Here is a 17924-nt window from a genome sequence, read left to right as displayed (position 1 = left end):
CCCTTGGGAGGACTTCAACCGCCGTATTCACGCCTTTAACATGACCGCCGACCGCTTTGTGCTCAAGCCGGTCACCCGTGGCTATCGTTTCATTACCCCGAAATTTGTCCAGGCCGGGGTCCGCAATGTCTTCAATAATGTGCTGGAAGTGCCCAGCGCGCTCAACGGTGTGCTTCAGGGCAAACCCGGATCCGCATTTCACGACTCGGGCCGCTTTCTGATCAACAGCACCGTGGGTGTGGGCGGGCTGTTTGACGTGGCCAAGCACGTGGGGCTGGAAAATGGTGACCATGAGGACTTCGGGCAGACCCTGGCGGTCTGGGGGTTTGACCGGGGGCCTTACCTGGTGTTGCCGATTCTGGGGTCAAGCACCGTTCGCGATACCCTGGCCCTGCCGGTCGACTGGCTATCCGACCCGCTGTTTTATGTGGATCACACGCGCACCCGGAACAGCACAGTCGCACTGTATTACATCAATAAGCGCTCGGAGCTGATGGAGCTCGAGAAGCACCTCACCGGTGACCATTACATTTTCATTCGCGATGCCTATCTGCAGCGTCGTGACTTCCTGGTCAACGACGGCGAAGTCGAGGATGACTTTGGCTCGGATATGGATATGTCCGAATACGGTGATTTTGACGAAGAGGGCGGCGACCCCTTCTAAAGAAAGGTCGTCATCCGGTGTCGGCCGTCCGGGGTGGGTCAGTGGAGGATTTCCAGAATTTCCAATCCGACCCGGTGTACCTTGCCGTCGGTCTCCGTCCGGACCACATGGGTTTTGGCCTTCAGGGTAGGGGCCTGGCCGTGCTCGGAGGAAATGGTCACTTCCAGCTCGGTACCGGGCTCCAGATAGTGTTCGGTGGCCAGTTGCATGCCGCCACCGCTCAGTTCATGGCAGAGCCCCTCTGCCGCTACCCCCTCGCCACTGATCTGCGCCCTGAGTGGGGTATCGATTTTCATGCGGATGAAATCCCGCTTCTCCTGATGCGCTCTGTCGACGGTCATCTCTGGCCCTCCGGATGGGTTTGACGTCTGTGGGAGAACCGCTCGGCGGCCGGTTTCCCCGCTTAAACTTAGTCTATAAAACGCCGTTTGAACAGCTTGCGCCGACCCGGAGAAGGGAGTAGTGTATTGCGCCTTATGCAACCCATGACTTTTCCGGCACCCGGACCGACAACGAGATGACCGACGCGAGCAGAAAACTGCTGATCATCGACGACGACGCGCCGGTCCGCCAGAGTATCGTGGCCTATCTCGAAGACAGCGGGTTTGAGGTGCTGGAGGCGACCGATGGCCCTTCCGGGCTGGCGGTGTTTCGCGAGCACAAGCCGGAACTGGTCATTACCGACCTCAGAATGCCCGGCCTGGACGGTCTTCAGGTGCTCCAGGCTCTGCACGAAGACGCGCCGGATCTGCCGGTAATCGTGGTCTCCGGGGCTGGAGTGATGGGCGATGTGGTCTCCGCCCTGCGGCTCGGTGCCAGCGACTATCTGATCAAACCCATTGTCGACATGGAAATGCTGGTGCACTCGGTGCGCCGGGCGTTGGAGCGGTGCGACCTGCTGGTCCAGAATCAACGCTACCGGGACAAGCTGGAGTTCGCCAACCGGGGCCTGCGGGAGAACCTTCGGGTGCTCGAACGCGACCAACAGGCGGGGCGCCAGGTTCAGCAGCGGTTGTTGCCGGTTCCCCTGGATACCCCGGAGGGCTATCACGTCGCCCACCACATAGCGCCATCGCTGTACCTCAGCGGGGACTTTGTGGACTATGCCTACCTAAAACATCGGTATCTGGCGTTTTATCTGGCCGATGTGTCCGGCCACGGCGCCTCCTCGGCATTTGTGACCATCTGGCTGAAACACCTGGTCAGCCGTATGGTGCGCGAAGAGGGCTTGTTCTGCGATGCCCAGTCGTTTGAGGATGGTGCGAACACCATGTTGCAGCAGATCAACCGCGAACTGAACGAAACCCGGCTGAACCACCATTTGACCTTTTTTGTCGGAGTCATTGATACTCAGACACGGGAAATGCGTTATGTTGTAGCGGGCCACCTGCCGATGCCCATTCTGATCACCCCGGAAGGGGCCGGGTTTCTGACCGGAAACGGCAAGCCAGTGGGTATCTTTGCCCATCCGGACTGGGAAATTTACCAGACACAGCTGCCTGAGCAGTTCTCTCTGGTGTGTTTTTCGGATGGAGTGCTGGAAGTATTGCCGCCGAAAGTGCTCAAAGACAAGGAGGACAGGTTGCTGGAGATCGTGCGAGATCACGGCGACAGCCTGGAATCTGTGTGTTCGGCGCTGGGTATTGAGGATGTCAGTGAAACGCCTGACGACATCGCGATTATGACGGTTATCAAGAGGTAATTACGCATGCGTCCCGGTCAGATTTTGGTTGCGGATCACGCAGGAGTCTACGTCATCAAAATGGTGGGTGACGTGAGGCTGACGCTGTGCATCTCGTTCGACCAGTTTATTGATACCATGTTCAGCCGGGACGATTTCTGTGATGTGATGTTCGATCTGTCCGAGGCCGAAGCCATCGACAGCACCACCTTGGGTCTGATGGCCAAAATTGCCCTGCAGGGGCGCGAGGAAAAAGGCATTACGCCGGTCATCTTCTCCAATAATGACAGTATCAACCGGCTGCTGCAGACTATGGGATTCCAGGAAATCTTCACCATCGTGAGTGACCTGGAAGCACCGGTGCAGCCTGAGCAGCCCCTGGCGATGGATGCCACCGAGGAGCAGCAGGTAAAGGAAAAGGTGATTGAAGCCCACAAGATATTGATGGGGCTGAACCAGGACAATCGCGAAACCTTCCGGAATCTGGTAAAAATGCTCGAAGAGCGCTGACTGCCGCGCGAGGTTATCGCCTCCCGGGCAGCAGAAAATCAACCGAGTCCGGTCCCGGCACCCTTGGCAACGCATGCAGATACCCGGCTATAAAATCATCGACACCCTGGGCGAAGGCGGTATGGCCCGGGTGTACCTGGCGATCCAGGAAAGTTTCGAGCGCGAAGTGGCGCTCAAGGTTCTGGACCCCCACCTCTCACGCGACCCGACCTTCGGCGAGCGGTTCCTGCACGAAGCCCGTATTGTCAGCCGTCTGGTTCACCCGAATATCGTCACGGTCTACGATGTCGGTGTGCATCGGGGCAACCACTTTCTGTCCATGGAGTACGTTCCCGGCCGGGACCTGAAGCACCGGCGCTTTGAACTGAGCCTCTACGAGTGCATCGGCGTGATCAAGGACGTCGCCCGGGCGCTGGATTATGCGGGTCGCAAGGGCTGTGTGCACCGGGACGTAAAACCCGACAACATCATGCTGCACGCTGAGGACGGGCGCGCGGTGTTGATGGATTTCGGTATTGCCCGCATCGTGGATCAGACCTCCGCCATGACCCAGACCGGAACCACGGTGGGCACGCCGCACTATATGAGCCCCGAACACGCCCGGGGCGCGGCTGTGGACAGTCGTTCCGACCTGTACAGTCTCGGGGTGGTTCTCTTCCTCCTGTTGACCGGACACCTTCCCTACGACTCGGACTCCGCCGTCGCCATTGGCGTGATGCACATTTCTGACAGCATTCCGCGCTTGCCGGAGCATCTGTCGGCGTTTCAGCCCCTGATCGACCGGGTTCTGGCCAAGGCGCCGGAGGATCGCTTCCAGACAGGGGATGAGCTGGTGGAGGCACTGGAGGCCTTCGACCGGGACACGCTGGACGCCCTCGAACGGGCGGGAGAGCGCTCGCTGCTGCACGAAGCCGACGGTGAATCGCCCACGCTGGTTAAGCCTCAGGCGGTCATGACCGAGTCCTCGAGTGGCGGCGAAGAGGGGGCTGATGCGGACCTGGGCGTTTCCGGTGATTACCTGGCAGTTCACGATGAGGACCGTATTGACCGGGAGAGCAATGCGGTCGAACCCCGCCAAGGGGTGTGGGGCTGGGTCCTCCTGTTTGGGCTGCTGGTCGGTATCGGGGGCTACGTCTGGCAGGAGCCTCTGCGCGCCGAGTGGGAGCGCCGTGTGGCGCCACTGCTGCCAGAGGGAGAAACTCCCGGCACCGTGGCTGAAGAACCGGAATCGGTGTCCGGGGCGGCGGGTGACTCCGACGCAGGTCAGGCGGAGGCTCAGGCTGATGATAGGTCATCGCCAGAGCTTGACGTCGCTGAGGGTCAGCAGGAGACCGTTCCGATTGATCCGGGGCTGGCGCTAGCGGAGGAAATGACCCCTGAGCGTTCAGCGCCCGAGGCGCCTGAAGAACCTGAGGTACCTGAAGAGAACGCGGCGTCCGGGACGGACAGCGACGAGCCCCCGTCGGATCCGGTCGCGGTGAATCCATCACCATCCGATGAGCCTGTAGCGCAGCCGAGTCGGGATGAACGAATTGCGGCGGTGAGCGACGCGGTGGCGACATTGGCCGGGCAGGGCGATTTGGCGGCCGCGCTGCTGGAAATCGATCGGGCCATGACCGAATTCCCGGACAGTGAGAAGCTGGCTCTGCAGAGAGAGCGACTGGAGGCACAACAGTCCCGCCTTCAGGAGGCGGAAGCCGAGCGCCGGGCCCAAGCGGCTCGTGAGGGGCAGCTACAGGAGTGGATCAGCGCGATCGAAACCCGGCTGGCCAATGACGACCTTGAGGGTGCGGGCAAGCAGCTGCGCGAAGCGCGCAACGAATTCGCCAACAGCAGCGCTCTGCTCGCGCTGGAGGCCGAGTGGAGTGAGCGTCTGGACCTCGCCCAACAGCCGACCATTGAGCTGGCAAAAGTCAGCTCTGAGCCCATGGACAACCTGCAGGGAGAGCAGCAGGGCACACTGGCGCCAGCCCGGGTGCTCTATGCGGGTTTCGCCTACCGGAATTTCGGTGAGACAAGCTCGGTCATACAGGCTATTCTGTATGACGGCTCCCGCCAACTACAGATTGCACTGGTGCCCGTGATCGTCCAGGGGGATGAGGGAGCCCGATTTTTTCGACTTGAGCGCCCGGTGACCGGTTTTGTCGAGGGCGGCTACCATCTGGACCTGGTCTCTGACGGAGAGGCGCTGTCCAGCGTGTCATTTCAGATCGGCGGCTGATCAGGGGAAACCATCCCAGCGCGGCCGTAACGACCCAAAAGAGAGAACAGCATGAAATCAGCGGTGATCGCCAGACGAGTCTCGCCTTTGATCCTGACACTGAGCCTGACGGCGTGCCTCACCCAGCCCAATGTGAAGGCGCTGCGGGATGAAAATAACCAGTTGCAGAGGCAATTGGATCAGGCCAGCGATGAGATCACCGACATGCGGGTACGCGAAGAGCAACTGCGTGCCGAGCTGGAGGAGCGCAACCGGGTGATCGATGTGTTGTCCACGGAAAAGAGCTCGCGCGCCCAGGAGTCCTCCCAGCTTCGTGGCCTGGTCCGGGACTTTGTGCAGTCCCAGATCGACAGTTACCGGGATTTTCTGTTGCAGTCCGACCTGCTCGACTACGTTGGCGGGGAGTTGGTCAGTCGCGCTCACCGGGGGGAGGAGTCCCGCACCCTGGTTGATCTGGCCAACCCGATTCCCCGGTCAGGCACCCTGACGGGGGTGGCGGGCTACTTTGAGTCGCCGGGCCAACTGGTGGTGAAAGTACTGCGCCCGGTGGATGACAGTCTGGTTGTGGTCTGGGAGAGTCTGCCGGTCGAGGCGGAGCAGTCCGGGGTGGTCCGTCTGAGTTTCCCGGTGAGCGTCGGTGTGGATGAAGGCGATATCATCGCCTATCAGTTCGACGGCGTTGTGCCGGTGAGCTTTGATCGGGGGACTGGCGATACCCGCTTTCAGCGCGAAGGGCTCACGCTGGGCAGCCTCGTGGAGCCCGAAGAGCTGGCCGGCGCTGACGAGCGCCGGGCCTACTCCATCGGTGTTCTGGGGTTGTTGAACTGACCGATCAGCCGTCGCTGTCCATTTTGGACTGCAGGTAATTCTGGATGCCCACCTTGTCGATCAGCGACAGTTGGGTTTCCAGCCAGTCCACATGCTCTTCTTCCGAGGTCAGGATGTTCTTCAGAAGGTCTCGGCTACCATAATCCTGTACCGACTCGCAGTAGGCGATCCCGGCACGCAGGTCGGGAATGGCCTTCAGTTCGAGCTTCAGGTCGGATGCCAGCATTTCCTGGGTGTTTTCACCGATCAGCAGCTTGCCCAGATCCTGCAGGTTCGGCAGCCCCTCCAGAAACAGAATCCGCTCAATCAGCATGTCGGCATGCTTCATTTCGTCGATGGACTCTTCGTATTCGTGATCGGCCAGCTCTTTCAGCCCCCAGTCCTTGTACATGCGAGCGTGAAGAAAGTACTGGTTGATGGCTACCAGTTCATTGCCGAGGCAGGTGTTGAGAATTTCGATGACTTTAGCGTCGCCTTTCATAGCCGTCTCCGTCGATAGGTGGGCGAATGGGGTATTCAACCTTCGAGTCTGGGCTGAGACGGTGACGCTGTCAAGTAATGACTAACCCCTAAGTGCTTGATGTGCAAGGGGAAAGTGAATCTGAATAAGACTGATTTTCAGTGCGCTTGAAGGGTCCGGAGTTACGCCACCGCGTAGTGCAGCGGTTGGGCTTCGACGTATTCGGCCTGGGGCAGGGTTTCGTCGATCAGCTCGCGGGTCAGGCAGGTGCACTTGCCGCACTGGGAGGCGACGCCCAACGCTTTGCGCAGCTTGCCCACGGTGGTGGCACCTGCGTAGATTGCATCTTTGATCTGATGGTCGGTAATGCCTTTGCAGACGCAGACATACATAGCCAAATACCCCGGAGCACGATTGACGAACAGTTGCATGTTAATGCTAATGAGAATTTGTGTCAATAATGCGTGAGAATAATTAACATTTGTGTTGCTATCTGTGAGGCTCGGGTGATAGTCAGATTTTATATAGTTCAGGCCTTTCACGGTCATTTATAAAATCAATAGAACACAAACCTTTCGGTCTGTATGATGTCGGCCTGCGATCTCATGCGAATCAGCGGTGACCACAACCCGAGCTGGTGGCCGCTAAATCATTGTTTTGTCGAGTATTTGTGATCTGGCATCTCACCTCGAGCCAATGCCGGAGCCACAGATACGGGCTTTTTTCACCCTTAATGTCAACTTAATCAGGAGATTAAATATGGGCGTATTAGTTGGTAAACCCGCACCGGATTTCACAGCCGCCGCCGTTCTGGGTAACGGAGAAATTGTTGACGAGTTCAACCTGGCTTCTGCCATCAAGGGCAAGAAAGCGGTCGTTTTCTTCTACCCGCTGGACTTCACCTTCGTGTGCCCGTCCGAGCTGATTGCCTTTGACCACCGCGTCGAAGAGTTTCAGAAGCGCAACGTGGAAGTGATCGGTGTCTCCATTGACTCCCAGTTCACCCACAACGCCTGGCGCAACACTCCGGTGGATCAGGGTGGTATCGGCCCGGTCAAGTACACCCTGGCCGCCGACGTGAAGCACGAAATCTGCAAGGCCTACGACGTTGAATCCGAAGGCGGTGTGGCCTTCCGTGGCTCCTTCCTGATCGATGAAGACGGCGTGGTTCGTCACCAGGTAGTGAACGATCTGCCCCTCGGTCGCAACGTCGACGAGATGCTGCGCATGGTCGACGCGCTGGCGTTCCACCAGGAGCACGGCGAAGTATGCCCGGCAGGCTGGAACCAGGGCGACAAGGGTATGGACGCCTCTCCGGAAGGTGTGGCCAAGTACCTGGGCGAGAACAGCGGCAAGCTGTAAGCGTCGCTCGGCGATCCCGAAAAACCCGGCTCTGAGAGCCGGGTTTTTTTTGCCCGAAATTCACGTAAACCCTTGTGGTTCCTGACTTTGCGGGCGGTTGGGCGGAGCGGTGAACTTGCTTTGAGCTCTAAAGGTTTGTAAACTATGCAATTCTTTTCAGGCGGATTTGCTGCCCGGTGCAGTGGATCTCGTCCGCTGGCGAGGTCGTTTTTTGCCCGGATGAAGCCATTCACCCAGTGATGATAATGAGGATTATTCGATGAGAATTTTTGAAGAGATGGAGTCTGAGGTTCGTGGTTATGTACGTTCCTTCCCCGTCGTTTTTGACAAGGCCGAAGGGTCGGAACTGTTCGACGAAAACGGCAATCGCTTCATCGACTTCTTCGCCGGCGCCGGTACCCTGAACTACGGGCACAACAACCCGAAAATCACCGAAGCGCTGATCGAGTATCTGCAGCACAAGGGCATCGTGCACGGTCTGGACAAGGCGACCATGGCCAAGCGCGAGTTCATGACCAAGTTCCGCGACACCATCCTGGCGCCCCGCGGTCTGCAGTACAAAATGCAGTTCACCGGCCCCACCGGCACCAATGCCGTGGAAACCGCGCTGAAGCTGGCCCGTATGATCAAGCGTCGCTCCAACGTGATTGCCTTCACCAACGGCTACCATGGCCTGACCATGGGTGCGCTGGGCGTCACCGGTAACTACTTCTATAAAGACGAATCCTACGGTTCGCGCGCCAACACGGCCTTTATGCCGTTCGATGGCTTCCTGGGCGAGGGCGTGGATTCCATCGAATACATGCGCAAGTTCCTGTCCGACCCCAGCAGCGGTGTTGACCTGCCGGCGGCGGTGATTGTGGAAACCGTACAGGGCGAAGGTGGCATCAATGTCGCCAGCGTCGAATGGCTCAAGCGTCTGGAAGAGCTGTGTCGCGAATTCGATATCCTGCTGATCATCGACGATATTCAGGTGGGTAATGGTCGTACCGGTACCTTCTTCAGCTTTGAGCGTGCCGGAATTCACCCGGACATGGTCACCCTGTCCAAGTCCATCGGTGGTGGTTTGCCCATGGCTCTGCTGCTGATGCGTCCGGAGCTGGACCAGTGGTCGCCCGGTGAGCACACCGGCACCTTCCGCGGTAACAACCTGGCCTTTGTGGCCTCTACCCAGGCGCTGAGCTACTGGGACAACGACGACATGGGCAAAGTGGTCGAGTACAAGGGCAATATCATCGAGGAAGAGCTGAAGAAGATGGCAGCGGATTTCCCCGAGCTCGAGCCGCAGGTTCGCGGTGTCGGTATGGTCTGGGGTCTGGAGCTGGCCGCCGGTATGGCCAATGAAGCCTCCCAGGAAGCTTTCACCCGCGGTCTGGTGATGGAAACCGCCGGCGCCGATGACCAGGTGCTGAAGTTCCTGCCGTCGCTGTTGATTGAAGAAGACATTCTGCGCGAAGGCCTGCAGATTGTGCGCGACTCCCTGACCGCTCTGGTCGAGAAGCAGCGCAAAATGATCACCGGCGAAGAGAGCTAAATTTCGTCCGAGATCACGGCCCGCGCGGGTTTTCCCGCGGGCCGACTCCCTTCCTGAACCCTTTCTGCAGAATCCCACCCCAGGGTCTAAAATAGTGCTTGCCAAGTGGCGAAAACGTGTATTAAATCGCCGCCCGCGATCCCCGGCGCGCCTTGCCGGATGACGCTATTTTCGACGCCCAGGGGGTGCCATGACCGATTCGCACATTCAGCTGCAGGACTACTACAGCCCGGAAACCTTTGCTCGCCTGAAAAGTTTTGCGGATACCAAAGACACGCCGTTTGTCGTGATCGACACCGCGACCATTGATGCGGCCTATCAGGAACTGGAAGACAACTTTCCCTACGCCAATATCTACTATGCGGTGAAAGCCAATCCGGCACCGGCCATCCTCAATCTGTTGACCGAGCGTGGCGCAAACTTCGACATCGCTTCCATCTACGAGCTGGACAAGGTCCTGGGCTTTGGTGTCGGACCGGAGAGGATCAGTTACGGCAACACCATCAAGAAAAGCCGGGATATTCGCTACTTTTACGAGAAAGGTGTACGCCTGTTTGCCACGGATTCCGAGGCGGACCTGCGCAATATTGCCCGGGCGGCCCCGGGTGCCCGCATATACGTACGCATTCTGACCGAGGGTACCCTGACCGCCGACTGGCCCCTGTCGCGCAAGTTCGGCTGTGAAATCGACATGGCCATGGACCTGTTGATTCTCGCCCGTGATCTCGGGCTGGAGCCCTATGGTGTGTCCTTCCACGTGGGTTCCCAGCAGCGCGAGATCAGCAGTTGGGATGCCGCGCTGGGCAAGGTGAAAGTGATCTTCGAGCGCCTGAAAGAGGAAGATGGCATTGAGCTGAAGATGATCAACATGGGCGGCGGCTTCCCGGCCAATTACATGACCCGCACCAATGATCTGCAGACCTACGCTCAGGAAATCACCCGTTTTCTGGAGGAGGACTTTGGCAAGGACTTCCCGGAGATCATCATCGAGCCGGGCCGGTCGCTGATTGCCAACGCCGGTATTCTGGTCAGTGAGGTGGTGCTGATTTCCCGCAAGTCACGCACAGCGCTGCACCGCTGGGTGTTCACCGATGTGGGCAAGTTCAGCGGCCTGATCGAAACGCTGGATGAGGCGATCAAGTTTCCGATTTATGTGGAGAAGAAGGGCGAGCTGGAAGATGCGGTGATCGCCGGCCCGACCTGCGACAGCGCGGATATCATGTACGAGCACCACAAGTACCCGCTGCCGCTGAACCTGGCCATCGGCGACCGCCTCTACTGGCTCTCCACCGGCGCGTACACGACCTCCTACAGCGCCGTAGAATTCAACGGCTTCCCGCCCCTGAAAGAATACTGCATCTAGGCTATCTCACTCGCTACCGCCCCTATGCTCTGCGTAGGGCGCGGTAAGCGCAGCGCACCCGCCGTCTGTGCGCTTGATGCTGGGGCGGTTTTCTCGATAGGGGATCAATGCTAAATTGACGCGCTGACAAAACAGCTTGGGAAACGTTATGGCGGACGCGCAAAAGAAAATCGATCTTGAACCCAGTTGGTTGAGCCACCTGGAACCCGAATTTCAGCAGCCCTACATGCAACAACTCAAGCAGTTCCTGCGCGGCGAAAAACAACAGGGCAAAGTCATCTATCCGCCCTCCAGACACATCTTCAACGCCTTCAATAGCACGCCCCTTGAGCAGGTCAAAGTCGTCATTCTCGGGCAGGACCCCTACCACGGCCCCAACCAGGCCCACGGCCTCTGCTTCTCCGTGCAACCCGGCATCGCGCCACCGCCGTCGCTTAAAAACATCTTCAAAGAACTCGAACGCGATCTCGGCTGCCCCGCACCCAACCACGGCTGCCTGCAACACTGGGCCGAGCAGGGCGTACTGCTGCTCAACGCCACCCTGACCGTCGAGCAGGGCAGGGCAGGTTCGCACCAGCGCCAGGGCTGGGAAGCGTTCACCGACCGGGCGATTGACCTGGTCAACCGGGAGCGCGAGGGCGTGGTATTTCTATTGTGGGGCAGCTACGCTCAGAAAAAAGCGGCCTTTGTGGATCGCAATAAACACCTGGTTCTTAAGTCGGTCCACCCTTCACCGTTGTCCGCTCACCGAGGCTTTATTGGTTGCGGGCATTTTTCGCAGGCGAATCGGTATTTGGTGGAGCGGGGTGAGGCAGAAATAGATTGGTGTTTGCCGCAGGTTTGATGCCTTTTGTCCCTTGGTCTTGAGCTATGAGGTCTCGAGGTTGAGTTACATCGCGTGTATTTACGGCGGGTGCGCTGCGCTTACCGCGCCCTACGCGGACTTGGCAGGAAATTGTCGGATTACGGCTAAGGCCTAATCCGACCTACTGATTACCAGTTGTGGCACAGAGTCGGATGCGGGGAAGGCTGACTGCAGACTCTCGGAGGCAGGGAGCCGNNCCTCCGAGAGTCTCCAAACGGTAAACCCCGCAAACGCCGGAACCACATTGAGGCACTCAGCCTTGCAAAAGCTTAACGTGAAGATAAACCAATGAACCCAGACCTGAATCACCTGCACCCTTATCCGTTTGAAAAGCTCGCCAAGCTTAAAGCGGGCGTGGAGCCGCCGGAACATCTATCCCATATTGCACTATCCATTGGTGAGCCCAAACACCAGCCGCCGGCATTCGTGCTCGACACCCTGAGCCAGAACCTCAACCGCGTCGCCAACTACCCCGCGACCAAGGGCCTGCCGGAATTGCGTCAGTCTATTGCCCAATGGGCCGAAAAGCGCTTTGCACTGAGCACGGGGCAACTCGACCCCGAGGCGCAGGTCCTCCCCGTAAACGGCACCCGCGAAGCCCTGTTCGCTTTCGCCCAGGCCGTGGTGGACCGCACCGCCGAACAACCATTGGTGGTCAGCCCCAACCCGTTTTATCAGATCTACGAAGGCGCCGCCCTGCTTGCCGGAGCGCAACCGGCGTTTCTGAACTGTACCGCTGACAACCACTATATTCCCGACTTTGCCGCCGTCGACCCGAACATCTGGAAACACTGCCAACTCCTGTACCTCTGCTCACCGGGCAACCCGACCGGAGCGGTACTCACGCTCGAGCACTGGCGCACCCTGTTGGCACTGGCCGACGAGTATGATTTTGTAATTGCCTCGGATGAGTGTTACTCCGAACTCTACTTCGACGAACAGGCACCCCCGCTTGGATTGTTGCAGGCCTGCACAGAGCTCGGCAGTGAAGACTTCAGCCGCTGTGTGGTCTTTCACAGCCTATCCAAACGCTCCAACCTGCCGGGCTTGCGCTCTGGGTTTGTGGCCGGTGATGCGTCGATTCTCGCGGAGTTTTTGCGTTACCGGACCTACCACGGTTGCGCCATGCCGGTACCCTCACAACTGGCGAGCATCGCGGCCTGGGAAGACGAGGCGCATGTGCGGGCGAACCGAGATCTGTATCGCCAGAAGTTCGCGGCGGTGCTGGACATCCTGGACGGCTGCCTGGATGTTGCCAAACCTGAAGCGGGCTTCTATCTCTGGCCGCGCACGCCGGTGGACAGTGAGACGTTCGCCCGGGAGTTGTTTGCCCAACAGAACATTACCGTCCTCCCCGGCAATTACCTGGCCCGCGACACCAAAACCGGCAATCCGGGCGACCACTATGTCCGAATGGCATTGGTGGCATCCCTGGACGAATGCGTCGAAGCGGCACACCGGATTCGCGAGTTCATGAAACAGTACTGAGGGTCTTCGTAGGAAGTGCTGCGGGATGTCGCAGTACTAGGCTGGAACTTCGAATGGAGTGCTGCGGGAGGGGGTTCCCCTTTGGGGCACGCTGTGAATACATCCCTGTACGCTCTGCACCGGCCGTCCAGGCCGGTGACGGCCCCAAAGGGGAACCCCCTCCCTCCGCGGTGCCACCCAGATAGTTTCGGGAACTAGATAGCTCTGCAAAAATCTCTGAGTGGCAATGAGGAGGATGCGCGGGAAGCCAGTTGAAGACTCTCGGAGGCAGGGAGCCGACGAGAAGCCCCCAGGGATGGGTTCACGGCGGGTCTGCAGTCAGCCTTCCCCGTAGCCGACGGGCGTTCTATAAGGTGCCCAAGTCAAGTACACTACATGGATGCTCTAGGCTTTTTTGAACCAGCGGCGTTTGGGTTGGGTGAAGTGTTCCAGGTGCGCCTCGCGCTGTTCGTCCGAGACGTAAAAGTAGAAATCGTGCTTCGGCTTTCGGGTCAGCAGAGGGTGAACCGTCGCAATATGCTCCACCGACAGTTTCGGTAATCCCGCCTTACGGTCCGCATTAAAACTCTGATTCCACTGTACCAGAATATCGCGCTTGACCGTCGCAATCGCCAGCTTCTCCGAATCCGCTTTCAACAGACGGCAAGTGACAAAGCCCATCACCGGTTCCGGGCTGCCATAGTGGTCCACCAAAATGCCGCTGCCCGTCAGGACAATCTTGTAATGCATCATAATTTGAAAACGTCAATCCAATTCGGCGTCGCGCTTGCCGTTGTTCGAGCCCGGATACAGCGGGGCAGTGGCCGGTAATTGCTCAAAAAGCTTACTGAAGTGCTGCTGCACCCGTGCGATGTTCATCAGCGACAGACTGCTCGAAAAACCGAACCAGACATAAAGCCCATTCAGATCGCGGAACATCGGCGGCAAATGCCGGGGGGCGGAGATTACACCTTCCAGGTAGCGTTCGTACAGTAGCGGCAGATCATCCAGGGTCACTTTACCCACAAACAACATCGGAATAATCTCCGGAACCCCGGACTGAATGGCGCTGCGGATAAAGTTTACATTTTCCACAAAACCTTTCACATAGGAAATATCCTTGGTGAAAACCGCGCCCCGATCGCCACTGACCTGGCCGCCGCGAAACACCCGTTGGGTGACCCGATAGCTGTCGTGCTCACTGACCCCGCGCTCCAGAAAATAGCGATACACCTCGCAGAAATCCGCCCCCTGTTCTGCCAGGTCCACCGCCACCACCCGGTCGCTGACCCGTCGGGCCCGCTGCGGGAAAGAGCTGAAGGTCAGGGTTTCCATCAGGACCGCCATGCCCTCCTGGATGCCGGTTATCCGGGGCGAGCCCACGCTCAGCCAGGTGGCCCAGGGCTGCTCACGGCCGTTGAGAGTCGTGCCAATATGCACCCAGCCCTCATGGACTTCCAGCACCTGAATGTCCAGCTCGGAGAATGAAGCGCGTCGATTGACCTTGATGGTATCGCCCCCGGCGGCGGCATCGGAGACGATGTCATCGCTGATGCTGACCTTCACCTGGCCCGGGCCAAAGTAGCGGTCCATTCGTTGGCGCAGCATGGCGACGGCGGTTTCCGCGCCAATATCCCGGGGGTAGGGCCGGTTCAGGTGCTCCACGGCGGGCAGAGAGAAAATGTCGCACAGTCGTTCGCCCAGGGTGCGCAGGGTCTTCCGGTCACCCCGGATGCGGTCACTGGCGGAGCCGTAGAGCTGACGGCTGTAGTCCCCGAACTCGGCACGCCCGCGGTGGCGCAGCAGCTGTACCACCAACTGATACTGCTCCACCGTGGATTTGAGAATCTTGCCCAGGGCATCGCCCCGGCCCAACTGGCGCTTGATGTCCCGATCCAGGGCCAACAGTTCGCGGTCCAGGCGCTCGGGGTCAAACCCCAGGGCCTGGCGCTGGTAATACTCCGGGCCTACCTTGGGCAGGGCCTTGCCGCCACTGGCGTGGAAGGCCTGTTCGATCTCGGGCGTCCACTTGATGGCATCGAGGATACGGATCGGCTTCTGCAGTGCCACCAGCCGGTTGGACAGGGTTTTGAGCTGTTCCAGGTATTGCTGGGAGGGCATGGCGAGGCTCGCGTCGGTCGGGTGGTTCAACAGTTTGGCGTACGGGGTGTGCTAGTCTAGCGGAATTGATGGCTCTCGGGGGCAAAATCATGGCGTATCAGGCATTGGAAACTCTGCACCAGCTCTACGATGGCTACCGCCGGGTCTTTCGGCTCGCGGGGCAGGAGCTTCTGTTGTTGCAGGAGGAGGGGCGGACCTACCTGCTGGTCAACCGCTGCCCGCACATGGAGGCGCCGCTGCATAAGGCCAGCGTCCAGGGCGAGGTGTTGCGCTGCCCGGTCCATGGGATCGAATTTGACCTGCTCTCCGGGCGGGCTCTCAATGGCCCCGAGGGGTGTGTGGGCCCTCTGGCCTTTGTGCCCATCGTCTACGAGGGCAATACGCTGGGCGTAGACCTTTAAAACCGCCGCGCCGTCCCTATTTATATCGGGCTTTGCACCGAGTCGCCGCGCGGCCCATTCCGGGCGGCCACGGCGCGGTGTAAAACACCTTACCCGGTTCTCGCTGGCGCCCCATTGGGTTATAATCGCGCGTTTTTTGGCCCCTGTGGGCATTGCTGGCGATGGTTGCTCTTGCAGAGCATTTGATTGAGGAACACGACAATGCCCATCTACGAATATCAGTGTCAATCCTGTAACCACAATATGGAAGCACTGCAGAAGCTCAGCGACGAGCCTCTGGTAGACTGCCCGGCCTGTGGTCAGGCGAGCCTGAAAAAGAAAATCTCAGCGGCGGGCTTTCGCCTGAAAGGCAGCGGCTGGTACGAGACGGACTTCAAAAAGTCCAACCAGAAAAACCTGGCGGGCGAGCGCGGCGGCAGTAAGAGCGCCGAGAGCAGCTCCGGGGGTGACAAGGCCTCCAAACCCGCCAACTCCAGCGCAGCGTCGGCCTGACAGACAGACGGCGCCGCGACGACTTTGAACCGAGACGGCAAATAACGGGAAAGCACTATGCGCAGTGATTACTGTGGCACACTGACAGCCAAAGACATTGATCGGGAAGTGACCCTGTGTGGGTGGGTTGATCGCCGCCGTGACCACGGTGGTGTCATCTTTATCGACCTGCGCGATCGCGAGGGTATTGTACAGGTAGTGTTCGATCCGGATACCGGCGATCACTTCAACCTGGCTGACCGGGTCCGCGGCGAGTACGTGCTGCAGGTGACCGGTAAGGTGCGCGCCCGGGATGCCGCCACGGTCAATCCCAACATGGCCACCGGTGAGGTGGAAGTCTACGGCACCGGCCTGACCATTCTGAACGAGGCGGAAACCACCCCCTTCCCGCTGGACTCCCACGCGTCCGTGGGCGAGGATGTCCGCCTCAAATTCCGCTACCTGGACCTGCGCCGGGCGGAAATGCAGAAAGGTCTGAAATTCCGCTCCAAGGTCACCAATCTGGTGCGTAACTACCTGGACGACCACGGCTTTCTGGACATCGAAACCCCGATTCTGACCCGCGCCACCCCCGAGGGTGCCCGGGACTACCTGGTGCCGTCGCGCACCCACGAGAACAAGTTCTTTGCACTGCCCCAGTCGCCCCAGCTGTTCAAGCAGCTGCTGATGGTCTCCGGGTTCGATCGCTACTATCAGATCGCCAAGTGCTTCCGCGATGAAGACCTGCGCGCCGATCGCCAGCCGGAATTCACCCAGATCGATATTGAAACCTCCTTTATGGACGAAGAGGGCATCATGTCGGTCACCGAGGGCATGATCCGCACCATCTTCCAGACACTGAAAGAGGTGGACCTGGGCGACTTCCCGCGCATGACCTATGCCGATGCGATGCAGAAGTACGGCTCCGACAAGCCGGACCTGCGTATCCCGCTGGAGCTGGTGGATGTAAAGGATCTGATGGGCGAGGTGGACTTCAAGGTCTTCTCCGGCCCGGCCAAAGACCCCAAAGGCCGCGTCACCGCCCTGAAAGTGCCCGGCGGCAACGAGAAGTTGACCCGCAAGCAGATCGACGACTACACCAAGTTTGTCGGCATCTACGGTGCCAAGGGCTTGGCCTACATCAAGGTCAATGACAAAAATGATCTGGAAGAGGGCCTGCAGTCGCCGATCGTGAAGTTCCTGCCCACCGACGTGCGCAAAGCCATTCTGGAGCGGGTAGAAGCCGACAATGGCGACCTGATCTTCTTCGGTGCCGATAAGGCCACCGTGGTAAGCGAAGCCTTGGGCGCGCTGCGCTGCAAGCTGGGTGAGGATCTGGACCTGTACACCTGCGAGTGGGCTCCCCTGTGGGTGGTCGACTTCCCGATGTTCGAGGAAGAAGACGACGGTTCCCTGAACAGTCTGCACCACCCGTTCACCGCGCCTTCCTGCTCCCCGGAGGAACTGGAGAAGAGCCCGGAGACGGCCCTGTCCCGCGCCTACGACATGGTGCTCAACGGCACCGAGCTGGGTGGCGGCTCTATCCGTATTCACAACCAGACCATGCAGCAGGCGGTATTCCGCGCGCTGGGCATCGGGGAAGAGGAGCAGCGCGAGAAGTTCGGCTTCCTGCTGGATGCCCTCAAATACGGTGCACCGCCCCACGGTGGCCTGGCCTTCGGTCTGGACCGTCTGATCATGCTGATGATCGGCGCCGGTTCGATCCGCGATGTGATCGCCTTCCCGAAAACCCAGAGCGCCGCCTGCGTCATGACCGACGCGCCGGGTGCGGTAGACGAACAGCAGCTCAAAGACCTGAACATCCGTCTGCGTAAGAAAGAAAAACCGGCCGCTGAGTAGGCAACGTTTATTGAGCGTGGGGCAGTGGGACGACGCCTGGGATTGGGGTAAGACCTCCCAGGACACGCCGTAAACCCATCCCTGGGGGCTCGCATCGCGGGTCCCCCGCTCCACGG

18 protein-coding genes are annotated in these 17924 nt (G+C 59.3%); 13 read left to right on the top strand and 5 right to left on the bottom strand.

Going from position 1 to position 17924, the window contains the following annotated elements; translation table 11 throughout:
- Positions 1 to 664, top strand: a 664-nt coding sequence (locus B3187_RS06325) for an MlaA family lipoprotein (protein WP_286805188.1), incomplete at its 5' end; no start/stop codon positions are given.
- 38 nt (positions 665 to 702) lie between these two features.
- On the opposite strand, the gene B3187_RS06320 is transcribed toward B3187_RS06325, so the two are convergent.
- Positions 703 to 1005, bottom strand: a complete 303-nt coding sequence (locus B3187_RS06320; RefSeq protein WP_024459665.1) for a PilZ domain-containing protein — start codon at positions 1003 to 1005, stop codon at positions 703 to 705.
- Between the two features lie 176 nt (positions 1006 to 1181).
- On the opposite strand from B3187_RS06320, the gene B3187_RS06315 reads away from it, so the two are divergent.
- The 4 genes from B3187_RS06315 to B3187_RS06300 all read left to right on the top strand — a co-directional run bounded on the left by B3187_RS06315 (position 1182) and on the right by B3187_RS06300 (position 5904).
- Positions 1182 to 2366, top strand: coding sequence for a SpoIIE family protein phosphatase (locus B3187_RS06315; RefSeq protein ID WP_024459666.1), 1185 nt, complete (start codon positions 1182 to 1184; stop codon positions 2364 to 2366).
- Positions 2367 to 2372: 6 nt separating this feature from the next.
- Entirely contained in the window at positions 2373 to 2855 is a 483-nt protein-coding gene (locus tag B3187_RS06310; RefSeq protein WP_024459667.1) for an STAS domain-containing protein, read from the top strand.
- 73 nt (positions 2856 to 2928) lie between these two features.
- Entirely contained in the window at positions 2929 to 5076 is a 2148-nt protein-coding gene (locus B3187_RS06305) for a serine/threonine-protein kinase (protein WP_286805186.1), read from the top strand.
- Positions 5077 to 5127: 51 nt separating this feature from the next.
- Positions 5128 to 5904, top strand: a complete 777-nt coding sequence (locus B3187_RS06300; RefSeq protein WP_286805184.1) for a hypothetical protein — start codon at positions 5128 to 5130, stop codon at positions 5902 to 5904.
- Positions 5905 to 5908: 4 nt separating this feature from the next.
- Here the strand turns inward: B3187_RS06300 and bfr are convergent, their stop codons facing one another.
- Entirely contained in the window at positions 5909 to 6385 is a 477-nt protein-coding gene (gene bfr, locus B3187_RS06295) for a bacterioferritin (protein ID WP_024459670.1), read from the bottom strand.
- Between the two features lie 161 nt (positions 6386 to 6546).
- The gene (locus B3187_RS06290; RefSeq protein WP_414673682.1) at positions 6547 to 6795 is read right to left on the bottom strand and encodes a bacterioferritin-associated ferredoxin; all 249 of its coding nucleotides are present in this window, start codon (positions 6793 to 6795) and stop codon (positions 6547 to 6549) included.
- A gap of 328 nt (positions 6796 to 7123) precedes the next feature.
- Between B3187_RS06290 and B3187_RS06285 the strand changes: the two genes are divergently transcribed.
- The 5 genes from B3187_RS06285 to dapC all read left to right on the top strand — a co-directional run bounded on the left by B3187_RS06285 (position 7124) and on the right by dapC (position 12976).
- Positions 7124 to 7726: a peroxiredoxin gene (locus B3187_RS06285; RefSeq protein ID WP_024459672.1), complete on the top strand. Its 603-nt coding sequence runs from the start codon at positions 7124 to 7126 to the stop codon at positions 7724 to 7726.
- A gap of 259 nt (positions 7727 to 7985) precedes the next feature.
- Positions 7986 to 9260, top strand: a complete 1275-nt coding sequence (gene ectB, locus B3187_RS06280) for a diaminobutyrate--2-oxoglutarate transaminase (RefSeq protein ID WP_024459673.1) — start codon at positions 7986 to 7988, stop codon at positions 9258 to 9260.
- Positions 9261 to 9450: 190 nt separating this feature from the next.
- Positions 9451 to 10623 (top strand): type III PLP-dependent enzyme, encoded by a 1173-nt coding sequence (locus B3187_RS06275; protein WP_286805180.1) that lies wholly within the window; start codon positions 9451 to 9453, stop codon positions 10621 to 10623.
- Between the two features lie 148 nt (positions 10624 to 10771).
- Complete coding sequence (gene ung, locus B3187_RS06270; RefSeq protein ID WP_286805178.1) at positions 10772 to 11467, top strand: uracil-DNA glycosylase; 696 nt, start codon at positions 10772 to 10774, stop codon at positions 11465 to 11467.
- Between the two features lie 309 nt (positions 11468 to 11776).
- Positions 11777 to 12976 (top strand): succinyldiaminopimelate transaminase, encoded by a 1200-nt coding sequence (gene dapC / locus B3187_RS06265; RefSeq protein ID WP_286805176.1) that lies wholly within the window; start codon positions 11777 to 11779, stop codon positions 12974 to 12976.
- A 384-nt stretch (positions 12977 to 13360) separates the two neighbouring features.
- On the opposite strand, the gene B3187_RS06260 is transcribed toward dapC, so the two are convergent.
- Positions 13361 to 13708 (bottom strand): hypothetical protein, encoded by a 348-nt coding sequence (locus B3187_RS06260; protein ID WP_024459676.1) that lies wholly within the window; start codon positions 13706 to 13708, stop codon positions 13361 to 13363.
- A gap of 12 nt (positions 13709 to 13720) precedes the next feature.
- Positions 13721 to 15076: a flavohemoglobin expression-modulating QEGLA motif protein gene (locus B3187_RS06255; RefSeq protein ID WP_123636962.1), complete on the bottom strand. Its 1356-nt coding sequence runs from the start codon at positions 15074 to 15076 to the stop codon at positions 13721 to 13723.
- Between the two features lie 89 nt (positions 15077 to 15165).
- Here B3187_RS06255 and B3187_RS06250 point away from each other — a divergent pair, with 89 nt between their 5' ends.
- From B3187_RS06250 to aspS, 3 genes are all read left to right on the top strand, one after another.
- Entirely contained in the window at positions 15166 to 15477 is a 312-nt protein-coding gene (locus B3187_RS06250) for a Rieske (2Fe-2S) protein (RefSeq protein ID WP_024459678.1), read from the top strand.
- A 201-nt stretch (positions 15478 to 15678) separates the two neighbouring features.
- Positions 15679 to 15969: an FmdB family zinc ribbon protein gene (locus B3187_RS06245; protein ID WP_123636963.1), complete on the top strand. Its 291-nt coding sequence runs from the start codon at positions 15679 to 15681 to the stop codon at positions 15967 to 15969.
- A 57-nt stretch (positions 15970 to 16026) separates the two neighbouring features.
- Complete coding sequence (gene aspS, locus B3187_RS06240) at positions 16027 to 17808, top strand: aspartate--tRNA ligase (RefSeq protein WP_286805171.1); 1782 nt, start codon at positions 16027 to 16029, stop codon at positions 17806 to 17808.
- The last annotated feature ends 116 nt before the right edge of the window (positions 17809 to 17924 follow it).

The organism is Marinimicrobium sp. UBA4209, assembly GCF_002381585.1.
In the GTDB taxonomy this organism is placed as follows: Bacteria; Pseudomonadota; Gammaproteobacteria; order Pseudomonadales; family Cellvibrionaceae; genus Marinimicrobium; species Marinimicrobium koreense.
The sequence above is the reverse complement of the archived record's forward strand: the minus strand, read 5'-3'. Positions and strand labels throughout refer to the sequence as shown.

Coding starts and splice junctions, on each gene's coding strand:
- B3187_RS06320 (WP_024459665.1), bottom strand. CDS start 1,005: ATGACCGTCGACAGAGCGCATCAGGAGAAGCGGGATTTCATCCGCATG.
- B3187_RS06315 (WP_024459666.1), top strand. CDS start 1,182: ATGACCGACGCGAGCAGAAAACTGCTGATCATCGACGACGACGCGCCG.
- B3187_RS06310 (WP_024459667.1), top strand. CDS start 2,373: ATGCGTCCCGGTCAGATTTTGGTTGCGGATCACGCAGGAGTCTACGTC.
- B3187_RS06305 (WP_286805186.1), top strand. CDS start 2,929: ATGCAGATACCCGGCTATAAAATCATCGACACCCTGGGCGAAGGCGGT.
- B3187_RS06300 (WP_286805184.1), top strand. CDS start 5,128: ATGAAATCAGCGGTGATCGCCAGACGAGTCTCGCCTTTGATCCTGACA.
- bfr (WP_024459670.1), bottom strand. CDS start 6,385: ATGAAAGGCGACGCTAAAGTCATCGAAATTCTCAACACCTGCCTCGGC.
- B3187_RS06290 (WP_414673682.1), bottom strand. CDS start 6,795: ATGCAACTGTTCGTCAATCGTGCTCCGGGGTATTTGGCTATGTATGTC.
- B3187_RS06285 (WP_024459672.1), top strand. CDS start 7,124: ATGGGCGTATTAGTTGGTAAACCCGCACCGGATTTCACAGCCGCCGCC.
- ectB (WP_024459673.1), top strand. CDS start 7,986: ATGAGAATTTTTGAAGAGATGGAGTCTGAGGTTCGTGGTTATGTACGT.
- B3187_RS06275 (WP_286805180.1), top strand. CDS start 9,451: ATGACCGATTCGCACATTCAGCTGCAGGACTACTACAGCCCGGAAACC.
- ung (WP_286805178.1), top strand. CDS start 10,772: ATGGCGGACGCGCAAAAGAAAATCGATCTTGAACCCAGTTGGTTGAGC.
- dapC (WP_286805176.1), top strand. CDS start 11,777: ATGAACCCAGACCTGAATCACCTGCACCCTTATCCGTTTGAAAAGCTC.
- B3187_RS06260 (WP_024459676.1), bottom strand. CDS start 13,708: ATGATGCATTACAAGATTGTCCTGACGGGCAGCGGCATTTTGGTGGAC.
- B3187_RS06255 (WP_123636962.1), bottom strand. CDS start 15,076: ATGCCCTCCCAGCAATACCTGGAACAGCTCAAAACCCTGTCCAACCGG.
- B3187_RS06250 (WP_024459678.1), top strand. CDS start 15,166: ATGGCGTATCAGGCATTGGAAACTCTGCACCAGCTCTACGATGGCTAC.
- B3187_RS06245 (WP_123636963.1), top strand. CDS start 15,679: ATGCCCATCTACGAATATCAGTGTCAATCCTGTAACCACAATATGGAA.
- aspS (WP_286805171.1), top strand. CDS start 16,027: ATGCGCAGTGATTACTGTGGCACACTGACAGCCAAAGACATTGATCGG.